At 70.2% G+C, this 12209-nt stretch carries 7 protein-coding genes and 1 pseudogene; 3 read left to right on the top strand and 5 right to left on the bottom strand.

Annotated elements, in window-relative coordinates; all coding sequences use genetic code 11:
* Positions 1–22: 22 nt before the first annotated feature.
* Together IC607_RS04555 and IC607_RS04550 are read right to left on the bottom strand one after the other, a co-directional pair.
* A complete protein-coding gene (locus IC607_RS04555) occupies positions 23–1264 on the bottom strand; it encodes a branched-chain amino acid ABC transporter substrate-binding protein (protein ID WP_191785769.1) in 1242 nt (413 codons plus the stop codon).
* A gap of 277 nt (positions 1265–1541) precedes the next feature.
* Complete coding sequence (locus tag IC607_RS04550; protein ID WP_370526002.1) at positions 1542–2846, bottom strand: MATE family efflux transporter; 1305 nt, start codon at positions 2844–2846, stop codon at positions 1542–1544.
* A 379-nt stretch (positions 2847–3225) separates the two neighbouring features.
* On the opposite strand from IC607_RS04550, the gene dnaB reads away from it, so the two are divergent.
* Complete coding sequence (gene dnaB, locus IC607_RS04545) at positions 3226–4602, top strand: replicative DNA helicase (RefSeq protein WP_191785768.1); 1377 nt, start codon at positions 3226–3228, stop codon at positions 4600–4602.
* A gap of 94 nt (positions 4603–4696) precedes the next feature.
* Here the strand turns inward: dnaB and IC607_RS04540 are convergent, their stop codons facing one another.
* From IC607_RS04540 to IC607_RS04530, 3 genes and pseudogenes are all read right to left on the bottom strand, one after another.
* Positions 4697–5035 (bottom strand): hypothetical protein, encoded by a 339-nt coding sequence (locus IC607_RS04540; protein WP_191785767.1) that lies wholly within the window; start codon positions 5033–5035, stop codon positions 4697–4699.
* Positions 5036–5081: 46 nt separating this feature from the next.
* The gene (locus IC607_RS17780; RefSeq protein WP_191785911.1) at positions 5082–5354 is read right to left on the bottom strand and encodes a beta-eliminating lyase-related protein; all 273 of its coding nucleotides are present in this window, start codon (positions 5352–5354) and stop codon (positions 5082–5084) included.
* Between the two features lie 52 nt (positions 5355–5406).
* A pseudogene (locus IC607_RS04530) lies at positions 5407–5646 on the bottom strand (beta-eliminating lyase-related protein); the annotation flags it as partial.
* Between the two features lie 275 nt (positions 5647–5921).
* Here IC607_RS04530 and IC607_RS04525 point away from each other — a divergent pair.
* Positions 5922–11228, top strand: coding sequence for a nidogen-like domain-containing protein (locus IC607_RS04525; protein WP_191785765.1), 5307 nt, complete (start codon positions 5922–5924; stop codon positions 11226–11228).
* Complete coding sequence (locus IC607_RS04520) at positions 11225–12121, top strand: hypothetical protein (RefSeq protein ID WP_191785764.1); 897 nt, start codon at positions 11225–11227, stop codon at positions 12119–12121. Before IC607_RS04525 ends, IC607_RS04520 begins: the two co-directional genes overlap by 4 nt.
* Positions 12122–12209 lie beyond the last annotated feature (88 nt).

The raw sequence follows: 12209 nt of genomic DNA, 5'->3' as shown, positions 1-12209 counted from the left end.
GGACCCGGCCGCCGTGTGATCGTCACTTGACCTGGTAGATCCAGATCAGCGCCGAGGCGAGCTCGCCGTTGGCGTCCCACTTGTAGTGGCGGGCCAGGCCGTCACCGTCGTAGTTCTTGACGAAGTCGACCATCCCGGCGCGGTCCTTCACGCCGGAGTCGATGCCCTTGAGCATGATCGTCGCCAGGTCGTACGCCTCGACCGAGTAGACGCCCGACGCGACGCTGAACTTGGCCTGGTAGTCGGCCGCGAACTTCTCCGGGGCCGGGCCGCACGGGCAGGACAGGTAGGCGCCCTTGGCGGCGGAGCCCGCCTGCTTGACGAACTCCGGGTCGTTCGTGCCGTCGGCCGAGACGAAGGCGGCGGTCACGCCACCCTCCTTGAGCTGCGACGCGAACGGCGCACCCTCGGCGTAGTAGCCGGCGTAGAACACGGCGTCGGGCGACTCGCCCTTGACGATCTGGACCGTCGCGGAGAAGTCCTTGTCACCGGTCTTGACCTTCGCGGCGCACGCGCTGTCCGCGGCCGAGCCGAGGCCGGCCGTGATCTGCTCGGCCAGGCCCACGCCGTAGTCGGAGTCGTCCTGGACGACGCAGACCTTCTTGAAGTTCAGCGTGTTGACCATGTATGCGGCGACCGACGGGCCCTGGACCGCGTCGTTGGCCAGACCGCGGAAGAAGTTGGTCCAGCCGTTCTTGGTCAGGTCCGGGTTCGTCGCCGACGCCGTCAGCGACAGGAGGCCCGCCTGCTGGAACACCGGGCCGACGGCCTTGGTCTCACCGGAGAACGCCGGGCCGAGCAGGCCGATGATGCTCTTGTCGCCGGCGATCTGCGGCGCGACCTGGGTCGCCTTCTGCGGGTCGCCCTCGGTGTCGAACTGCTTGATGGTGACCTGGCAGTCCTTGTTCGCCGCGTTGTGCGCGTCGACGGCCAGCTTGGCGCCGTTGAGGATGTTGATGCCGAGGGCCGCGTTGGCGCCGGTCAGGGCGCCGGCCATGGCGATCGTGGTCGGGTCGCACTTGGCGCTGCCGTCGCCGGCCGGGTCGGCGGCGTTCGACGAGTCCGCCGCGGGGACCTCGGCGCCCTTGTTGTCGATCTGGACGAGGGGCTGGATGCTCAGGTCGCCCGACGCGGCCGCCGACGAGGAACCGCCGGTGGGCGACGTGGTGTCGCCAGAGTCGTCCTTGGACGAACAACCGGTCAGCACGAGGCCGACCGCCAGGACGAGCGCGGTGCCCGCCAGCTGGGGGGTGGATCTACGCATGAGCTACCTCCGTGGGGTGTGCACCGACGGCGTTGCCGACGTCGATGTCCCGGCCGCGTGCGTGCCAGGGCTGGACGCACCGTAGGCCGCAAGAGTTACCGGTGAGTTTCGTTTTGCGCAAGCATGGTGACGATCCGGATTCAAGCAGGTCACGGATCTGTCACGGGGGTCGGAAAGGCCCGAGATCGCGACGAAATCCGGCGACGCTGCCATGCCCGTACTCTCCACCGACGTGCCGACAACCCGGCGCGTCGGGGTGCGACACGCCGAATTCGTCTCACGCTCCGGTCACCATCCAGGCCTTGCCCCGTGCGCGGACACCCGTCGTGACGGCACGCGCGGCCATGAACAGCCCGGCGAACGCGACCCACAGCCACACGAGTCCGGCGGTGCCGTCCGGCGCCCACGCGCGCACCGCCAGCGCGGCCGGCACGTAGACGACAAAGGTCGCCACGCCCGCCCAGGCCAGGAACACCCCGTCACCGGCGCCGATCAGGACGCCGTCGAGCACGAAGACCCACCCGGCCATCGGCATGGTCACCGCGGCGACGACCAGAGCTGCGACGGCGGCTGCGCGGACGTCGTCGTCGGCCGTGAAGAACCGGACGTACAGCCACGACGCACCCCCGACGACCAGCCCGAGCACCGCCCCGGCCCCGACGCCCCACTGCAGGGTGCGCCGCAGGACGGCGCGGGTGCCCGCGACGTCGCGCGCGCCGAGGCTGTGCCCGACGAGCGCCTGCGCGGCGATGGCGAGGGCGTCGAGCGCGAACGCTGCCAGACCCCAGACGGCGTTGACGATCTGGTGGCCGGCGAGCGGGACGGCGCCCAGGCCGGTCGCGACCCAGACCGTCACGAGGATCGCGGCACGCAGGCTGAGGGTGCGGACCAGCAGCGGCGCGCCCGCGCGGGCGTTCGCGACGATGCCGGCGACGTGGGGCGCGAGGCGCGCGCCGGCTCGTCGGGCGCCCCGGACGACGACGGTGGCGAGGAGCGCGCCCATGCCGAGCTGCGTGAGCGCCGTGCCGGCGCCCGAGCCCGCGATGCCGGTGTCGAAGCCGTAGACGAGGGTGATGTTGAGGACGGCGTTGACCACGGCGCCGGTGGCCGCGACGCCCAGCGGCGTGCGCGTGTCCTGCATGCCGCGCAGGGCGCCGGTGGCCGCCAGCACCAGGAGCATCCCCGGCAGCCCGGGCGCGGACCAGTGCAGGTAGGTGACGGCCTGCCGCGCGACGTCACCGCCGGCGCCCAGCGCTGTGACCAGCGAGTTCGCGCCCAGCCACAGGGCTGCGGCGAGGACGACGCCGAGGCCGAGCGCGAGCCACATCCCGTCGACGCCCATCTGCATCGCGCCCGCGCGGTCGCCCGCGCCCAGCCGCCGGGAGACCGCGGCCGTGGTCGCGTACGCGAGGAACACGCACAGCCCGACGGCCGTCACCAGGACGGTCGACGCGAGCGCGAGCCCCGCCAGGGGAGCCGTGCCCAGGTGCCCGACGACGGCCGAGTCGACCAGGACGAACAGCGGCTCGGCGACGAGCGCACCCAGGGCCGGGACGGCGAGCGCGAGGATCTGCCGGTCCACGGTGCCGCGCGGGTGTCCACCAGATGAAATGGGTCCGAACTTCCTCTTGATCCACACCCGGTGCACAGACGAACGTGCGGGTGACGGGCGGTGTTCGCCGATGGGGCGCGTCCCAGTATCCACACGACTGTCCACGGTCTGTGGAGAAAGTCGGACACCGTCCACATCGGCGCCCACACACGGCTGCCCGCCGTCCCCAGGTCTCGTGGCGCAATCCCCAGCCTCCATGCCACTTGTCCACAGGGCCGCGACGGGTGGTTGGAGGTCACCGAGATCCGGTCTACCGTCGCGTGGGCGAGGTCGGTCGGCGCCGCCCGTGGGGACCGTGTCAGACCCTGTTGGGAACATGTGTTCGAGCGAAGGACGATAGGGGCGACAGGTGTCGATCGAGGAACTTGAGTACGGGGCGCCGCCGGACGCCGGGCGGGGCGGCGGCGGGTTCGACCGCACCCCGCCGCAGGACCTCGACGCCGAGCGGTCCGTGCTCGGCGGCATGATGATCTCGAAGGACGCCATCGCCGACGTCATCGAGCAGCTGCGCGGGACCGACTTCTACCGGCCCGCCCACGAGGTCGTCTACGACGCCATCCTCGACCTGTACGGCCGCGGCGAGCCGGCCGACGCCATCACCGTCGCCGACGAGCTGACCAAGCGCGGCGAGATCGGCCGCATCGGCGGCGCGCCCTACCTGCACACCCTCATCTCCGCCGTGCCGACGGCCGCCAACGCCGGCTACTACGCGAAGATCGTTCGCGAGCGGTCGATCCTGCGCAAGCTCGTCGAGGCCGGCACCCGCATCGTCCAGCTCGGTTACGGCACCGACGGCGGCGACGTCGACGAGCTGGTCAACAACGCGCAGGCCGAGGTCTACGCCGTCACCGAGCGCCGCTCGTCCGAGGACTACCTGCCGCTGGCAGACGTCATCGGTGGCACGGTCGACGAGATCGAGGCCGCCGGGCACCGCGGCGAGGGCATGATCGGCGTGCCGACGGGCTTCTCGGATCTGGACCGTCTGACCAACGGACTGCACCCGGGGCAAATGATTGTTGTGGCCGCAAGGCCTGCAATTGGCAAGTCGACCCTGGGAATTGACATTGCACGTTCGGCGGCCATCAAGCACAACATGACGTCCGTTGTTTTTTCGCTCGAGATGAGCCGCAATGAGATCACGATGCGCCTTCTTTCGGCCGAGGCGCGCGTGCATCTGCAGAAGATGCGCACGGGCCAGATGGGTGAGGACGACTGGGCCAAGGTCGCCGCCACGATGGGCAAGATCTCCGAGGCGCCGTTCTTCATCGACGACTCGCCCAACATGTCGCTCATGGAGATCCGCGCCAAGGCGCGGCGCCTCAAGCAGCGACACGACCTCAAGCTCGTGATCATCGACTACCTGCAGCTCATGACGTCGGGCAAGCGCGTCGAGTCCCGCCAGCAGGAGGTCTCCGAGTTCTCCCGTGCACTCAAGCTGCTCGCCAAGGAGCTCGAAGTTCCCGTTATTGCTATCTCGCAGCTGAACCGTGGTCCGGAGCAGCGAACCGACAAGAAGCCGCAGATGAGCGACCTTCGCGAATCGGGTTCCATCGAACAGGATGCGGATATGGTAATCCTCTTGCACCGTGAAGACGCGTATGAAAAAGAATCACCCCGGGCCGGCGAGGCTGACCTTATCGTGGCTAAGCATCGAAATGGACCAACCGACACAATAACTGTCGCATTCCAGGGGCACTATTCGCGTTTTGTGGATATGCAAGCGTAGTAAATAAGCGCTCCGGATCGACGCCGTAGGTGGCTCGGACGTGTTAGCCGAGATGCTGCCCAGGTGGAGCGCGTGACAGGAGGCACCCACGTCCCTACTGCTTCGGTGGTGTCATAACTAGCCACCAGGCGCGCCGCGTGTGCTGCACCTTCTGAACGTCACGCGCAGACCGACCCCCTCGGCTCAGTAGGGCGGTGATTGAGGGCGTGCTTTCGTGACGTTTGGCGTTGGCGGCCGCGGCACGGATGGCGGTCAGTGCTTCGTCGACCTGGGTGTCGGTGAGGTCGAGGTAGAAGACGGCATGCACTCCGTCGGGCCCGCTGGGAAGCATCCACACGCCGCGCTCGCACAGGTCGTCGACGAAGTGTCCCGCGTGCAGGCCGTCGAGACGGAAACGGACGATGTTGGTCTCGACCGTGGTCGGGTCGATCATGATACCGTCGATGCCGACCAGCCCTGAGGCAAAGCGGCGGTCTAGCTCATGCGTGCGCGCGAGCTGCTCGCGGTGGGTGCGCAGGGCGTGGAGGGCGCCGGCCGCTATGACCCGGCCGGCCGGAGCCGCCGCCGAATCCCTGCTTGAAGCGGCGCGCGCGATCCATCATCTCGGTCGAGCCTGCGAGGCAGGAGCCCACGGGTGCGCCGAGGGCCTTGGAGAAACAGACGCTGACCCCGTCGAACCGGCCGCGTAGTCCGCCTCTGGAACTTGGCGAGGCCTTTGCCGTGTGCGGCCTAGCCGACTGCGGTGAGCTGATCGAGGGGCCACACCGAGCCGCCGCCGTTGTTGTGAGTGTTCTCGACGCACAACTACGTGATAGGACCGGTCACCGTGGAGGGGAAGAACGAATGGGGTGTCCCGACAGTCGCGAGCGCCTGGTCCGCGGAGAAGATGCCGCGCTCGCCGGGTACCAGTCGAGGGAGCACGCCTGAGATCGACGCGGGTGCGCCACCTTCGAGCAAGTACACGTGGGCGGACTGCTCGAACAGGACCGCGTCACCGTGCTCGGTGTGGGCGCGGATCCCGACCTGGTTGGTCATCGTTCCTGTCGGCGTCGGAAGGGATCACCACGGCCCCGGCTGCAAACTCGCACATCGCCTGGCGGAATGAGGGCCGGACCGCGTGTCGACGGTGCGTTAGCGAGGGGGAACGAAAAAAGTGACGTACGCGAGTCGGTCGACATGGCTTGAGGGGGCGCTCGATCTCGGGCTACCACGATTCGCCCATGCGAGTGAACTTGCTGCAAACTGCCCGATCTGACTCACAGCGAACCCATAGGTTCGCCCGAGGGTCGCTCGGGCGCCCCACGACTCAGGGGGTGCAGATGTCCGTCCTGCGCATGCGGTCCGCGTCGTCGTCCGCGAGGACGCTCCTGGCGATGATGGCAGGACTCGCGCTCGTCGCGGGCATGACGACGGCCACGAGCACGGCAGCATCGGCGGCGGCCGGCGCGGTCGTGGAGTCGGCCGGCTGCCGCCAGCACACGCTCGCGCCGAACGACGACGGTTCGACCGGGATCGTCCCGCTCCCGTTCCGCATCAACTTCTACGGGATCGCGTACGACAGCCTCTACGTCAACAACAACGGCAACGTGACCTTCAGCAGCGCCTTGGGCACGTACACGCCATTCGGCCTGGTCGGCAACCACCTGCCGATGATCGCGCCGTTCTTCGCCGACGTGGACACGAACGGTGGCGCCGGGGCCGTCTCATACGGAGCGACGACCTACGAAGGGCGCTCCGCGTTCTGCGTCCTGTGGCCCGGCGTGGGGTACTTTCCCAACCAGATCGACAAGCTCAACACCTTCCAGCTCCTGCTCGTCCAGCGTAGCGATCGCGGGAACGCCGACTTCGACATCGTCTTCAACTACGACTCGATCCAGTGGGAGACAGGCAGCGCGAGCGGCGGATCGGGTGGATTCGGCGGTTCCTCGGCCCGCGCGGGTTTCTCGTCCGGGCTCGACGGTCCGGGCAAGTCCTACGAGCTGCCGGGATCGGGCGTCAACAGCGCGCTCCTCGATGGCGGCCCCGAATCCCTCGCCGGCCACAGCCAGGGATCCACCGTGGACGGCCGGTACGTCTACGCGATCAAGAACGGGTCGCCCAACTACATCCTGCGCGAGCCGGACGAGCTGTACGGGGTCCGCGCGGGCTCGTTCTACGTGAGCGACCCGATCAACACCGCGACCGGCAACCTCGTCCTGCCGGAGACCGACCTGGCAAGCGTCGGCGGGGCCACCGGGCTCGGGCTGGGGCGGACGTACAACTCGGTCGACACCCGGGTGGGGTCCTTCGGCGCGGGCTGGTCGACGTCACTCGACGTTGCGGTCACCGAGGTCGAGGGTGGGCAGGTCGAGCTGCGCGACGCCGACGGGCGGGCTGTGCCGTTCAGGGCCACCGGCACCGGGTGGTCGAGGCCCGAGGAGTTCCCCGGGACGCTCGGCAGATCGCCCCAGGGGTACTCGGTCGCCTTCGACGACGGATCCGCGTGGACCTTCGACGTCGAGGGCCGGCTCGCGACGACGAGCGACTCCGACGGCACCGTGACCGAGCTGCGGCGCGACGCGGCGGGCGCGGTCACGTCCCTGGTGCGCGGCACCGGGCCGAGCATCCTGCTCGAGCGGGACCAGGCCGGTCGGGTCACGCGCGCGACGGCGTCCGACGGCCGAGTCGTGAGTTACGCGTACGTCGGTGCCAACCTGGTTTCGTTCACCGACCCAGCAGGTGGCATCAGGGCGTACCGCTACGACGACGCGGACCGACTCGCCGCCGAGCAGGGCCCCGACGGCCGCGTCACGATGACGAACACCTTCGACGGCGCTGGTCGTGTGATCACGCAGTCCACAGTGGGTGCGGACGTCTCGTTCGAGTACGACGACATCGCCGGGATGACGACGATCCACGACGCGAGAACGGGCGAGACGACCGTCGTCCGCCACGACACCGCCGGGCACCCCGTCGCGGTCGTGGACTCCACGGGTCACTCCATCGCGCGCACTTTCGACGCCGCCGGGAACCTCGTCTCCTCGACCGACCGAGGTCAGGCGACGACGAGCGCGACGTACGACGACTCGGGCAACGTGCTCAGCGCGACGGACGCGCTCGGCGGCGTCGTGACCTGGGGGTACGACGACGCGGAGCGGGTCATCGCGATCACCGATGAGGCGGGCCGGCGAACGACGTACGAGTACGAGGGCGACGAGCGGACGCCGAGCACGATCACCTCGCCGACGGGAGCGGTCACCCGCTCGGTCGTGGTCGACGGGCTCGTCCGCTCGACCACGGACGCCGACGGAGTCGTCACGCGTTTCAGCTACGACGCTCAGGGCAACCTCATCGCCACGACTGACGGTGTCGGTGCCCGCACGACCTATGACCGCGACGACGAGGGGCGGATCTCGCGGGTGACGACCCCTGCCGGCAGGGTCACCGCGTTCGAGTACGACGCGCTCGGCCGTGTCATCGCCGAGTCGGACGGAGCCGGCACCAAGAGGTCGTCTTTTGACTCGGTAGGGCGGGTCCTCAGCACGACCGACGCGGCCGGCGGCGTGACGACCTACAGGTACGACGCGGCTGGCAACCTCGTGAGGGTCACCGATCCGGTGGGCGAGACGACCGTCTCGGGCTATGACGAAGCGGGTCGCCTCGTGACGAGCACGAGCCCGGCCGGCGGCAGCACCTCCTATTCGTACGGTGCGCTCGGCCGCATCATGTCGGTCACGAGCCCCACCGGAGGCAGGACCGCCTACACCTACGACGCTCTGGGTCACGTCGCCTCGGTCACCGACCCGCTCGGCCGGACGACGCGGCAGGCCGTGGACGCCCTCGGCCGGGTCACGTCGACGACGGACGGCGCCGGACGGACGACGACCTACGAGTACGACGCGGTCGGCAACACGACCGCCATGACCGACCCGGCGGGAGCCCGCACGACGGTCACCTACGACGGCGAGGACCGGGCGCTCAGCGTGACGGCCCCGGGTCGCGGCACGACCCACTCCGAGTGGACCGCCGCCGGTCGGCTCGCCGTCAGCGTCGACGCGACGGGAGTCGCCACCAGGTACGGCTACGACGCGGCGGGTAGGCAGGTCAGCGTGACCGATGCCCTCGGCGGCGTCTCGCGCACCGTCTACGACGCGGACGGGCTGATGGTCTCCCAGACGTCGGCAGCTGGCCGGACGACCGCGTACGGCTACGACGCTGCGGGACGGCTCGAGCGCACGACTCACGCCGGCCGATCCGAGACCCAGGTGCTCGACGCGACCGGACGAGTCGTCGCCGCCACGACGGCCGGTGGCGCTCGGACGACCCACACGTACGACCGGGCAGGCCACCTGACCTCGAGCACCGACCCCCTCGGGGCGACGACGTCCTACTCGTGGGAGCATGGTCTCCTCGCGGCGACCACCGACGCCGTGGGCAAGGCGGAGCGGCGAACGTACGACGCCGACGGTCGGGTCGCCGCGATCACCGACCGCGGGGGCGCCGTCACGACGTTCGGCTACGACGCGGCGGGACAGCTGACGTCGGTCACGCAGCCGTCGGGCCGCACCGAGGCCCGCTCGTACGACGCGGCGGGCAACCCGACGGCGCGGAACTACGGCGACGGGTCAGGTGTCCGGTACACGTACGACGTCCGCGGGACCCGTACCTCGATGGTCGACGGACGAGGCACGACGACGTACCGGCTCGACGCCGCTGGCCGGGTGGTGCAGAGCGACGGACCGGACGGCTCGCAAGGTGCGACGTTCGACGCCGCCGGACGACAGACCGCAGTCCGGTACCCGGACGGGTCGACGCTGACGAAGTCGTACGATGCCGCGGGCCGGCTGGTCGCGCAGTCCCACCCGGTCTGGGGTGCCGTGTCGTGGACGCTCGACCCGGACGGACTGGTGTTGCGTGAGTCTCTGCCTTCCAAGCAGAGCCGGTCGTACACCTATGACGTCGACGGACGGGCCGCGTCGGTCGCCCAGACGGTCTCGGGTGGCTCGTCCTCGGTGACGATCGGGCGGGACAAGGACGGTCGGGTCGTCTCGACCAGGACGATCGGTGGTCTGTCCGCCGGTTCGGCGGCCTACACCTACGACGCCGCCGGCCAGCTCGTCGCCGCCCGGACGACGGACCTGGACCCGTTGACGCCGACGAAGCAGGCCTGGACGTACGACTCGACCGGGAGCCGCACCTCCGCCACGGCCGACGGCGTCACCTCGTCGTACAGATACGACGAGGCGCACCGCCTGTCCCGCACCACGACCCTCGGACTGACGACGACGTTCGGCTACGACGCGGATGGCCGCCGCACGAGCGAACGCTCCTCGGTCGGTTCCGTCGTCTACGGCTACGACGCCGCCGGTCGCCTGTCGGCGACGACGGCGTCCGTGGGCTCCCTCGTGACGTCGACGCAGGATCGCACCTACGACGGCGACGGCCAGGTGGTCGGTTACCGCGTGACCCGCGGACGCCAGACCACCTCGACCGCTGTGAGCTGGGACCTCGGGACGGGCGCACCCCAGGTGCTGGCCACCCGCACGGGCTCGCGCACCTATGACGTCGTCACGTCGCCCGGTGGTCCGCTCGGGATGACGCGGCAGAACGGCACGTCCGCCGTCTTCGCCAAGGACGGGCTCGGTTCGATCACGACGACGCTCGCGACGGCGGACCTCGTCTCCGCGTCGGCATACGACGCCTTCGGCCAGGCGGACCTCGACGTGTCCGTCGCCGATCTGACCTTGACGCCCACGCTCGGCTACCGCGGGTCGCTCACTCTCGGTGACGACGTCGCGCTGACCGTGCGCACGTTCGACCCGAGGACGGGGCAGTTCCTCAGCACAGACCCGATCGACCAACCGGGCGGTGCCGCCGCGTCCACCAACGAGTACGCGTACGCCGCGAACGACCCGGTCGACCGCGTCGACCCGCTCGGGCTCAGCCCGATCTCCGACGGTGGGGTCAACGGTCTCGACCTGAGCACCTCCGCGGCACTCGGCACCCCGTCGAACCCGGACGTCCTGGAGTACTCGCTCCAGCACTTCACCGTCCAGCTGCACTTCATCTTCGACGTCCTGCCGGGCACCGCGATGGAGGTCGCGATCCCCGGATCGGGTCCGAACGGCGGGCTCGGCTATGCCGACCTGGTGGCGGGGCGATTGATCTGGGAGGTCAAGACGGCGAGCAAGCGCGGGTCGGCGACGGGCAGGGCCGAGACGGCGGCACAGCTCGACAGGTACATCGCGAACCGGACGGGGTCCTGGTACGGCCACACCTACAGCGAGTACACGATTCCCCATGGTCCGGGCGAGCTCGTCGTGAAGTCGTACGGCGACCCCGGGATGCTCTGGTACTACTACCGAGCGTCCGTGAGGCCGATCCCGGTGCCGGTACCGGTGCCCGTCCGGGCCCCGCAGACCGCGCCGGAACCGCTGCCCGTCGTGCCGCACGCGGAGCCGATCCCCCACCCGCAGCCCGGGCCGGCCCCCGTCCCGCCGCCGCCAGGCGGCTACCCTGGCGGGCAGGGCTGGCAGGTGCCCGGGTGGGTGACGTCGACAGGGGAAGCGGTAGTTGTGGTCGGTGGCGTGATCCTCGTGGGTGCGTGGCTCGTGGTGACGTTCCCGCTCCAGGCGGCGACTGCGTGAACGTCGCCGACGATCGCGAGCTCCGGTTGTTCGGCGGGGTGGCGGTGCAGTCGCACCGGCCGGCGGACGCCGCCGTCGTCGGGGTCCTGCGTTCGGGTGTCGAGGACGTCGTGCGGGCCACGATGCACATGGACCTCACGTGGGGGACGTTCGCGGCGACGGCCGCGGACGACCTCGGGTCCCGGCGGTCGACGACCGGTCGCAACCGCCTGGACTGGCGGTTCATCGAGGCGAAGGGCCGCGAGCGGCGGCTCGAGTCGGTCGCGCTCGGTGCGCAGTCGACGACCATGAAGCAGGCGTTCGACGCGAACCCCGACTTCGACCTCTACGACCCGCACGTCGACGTGGCCGTCGTCGAGGCGCGGTTCCCGGCCGACGTGCCGTATCGGGACGAGGCGGTCGGCGGGGTGACAGCCGGGGTGTTGATGTCGACGTGGGCGCTGGGCGACAGCTCGACGTCGTGGTCCGACGCGGTCGGAGCGCTGTCCGAATGGGTCGTGAGGTCCGCTGAAGAGCTCGGCGCGGACTGCGGGTTCGTCGTCTGCGGACGGCTGCCCGCGAGCGGGAACCTCACGTCGCCCTACGAGATCTGGACGCAGACGCACGTCGCGGACCGGGACCTCGCGCGCCACCTGTGGGGGTACGGGTGGGGCACGCTGCTGTCGGCGCACCACGTGGCGGCGGTCGGCGGGATCGCGCGGCTGGAGTCGGTCGGCGCCGTGCGGCTCGTCGGCGGTGGTCACGTCTGGCTCACCGTCGGTGGGGATCCCGCGGCGGTCGACCTCGCCGCGCTCGCCCGGCTCCGGGCCGTGCTTGCGCCGGTGCTGCGGGGGTACGCGGAAGTCTCACCGGACGAGGAGCCCGGGCCGGAGTGGTACCTCCCGCAGCCGTAGCCGTACCTCGACCGAGGGTGCGTGGTCATCTCCGCCGCGTGGCACGTCTTCCTCCGCCCCGGGACTGCTCCCGCCCTCGTGCGGGTCT

The organism is Cellulomonas sp. JH27-2 (genome assembly GCF_014837175.1).
Taxonomy (GTDB): domain Bacteria; phylum Actinomycetota; class Actinomycetes; order Actinomycetales; family Cellulomonadaceae; genus Cellulomonas.
This window is presented reverse-complemented; position numbering and strand designations above follow the sequence as displayed.

Excerpts from the sequence above, each read along its gene's own strand:
- IC607_RS04555 (WP_191785769.1), bottom strand. The coding sequence starts at position 1,264 with ATGCGTAGATCCACCCCCCAGCTGGCGGGCACCGCGCTCGTCCTGGCG.
- IC607_RS04540 (WP_191785767.1), bottom strand. The coding sequence starts at position 5,035 with ATGATCGACCCGACCACGGTCGAGACCAACATCGTCCGTTTCCGTCTC.
- IC607_RS04525 (WP_191785765.1), top strand. The coding sequence starts at position 5,922 with ATGTCCGTCCTGCGCATGCGGTCCGCGTCGTCGTCCGCGAGGACGCTC.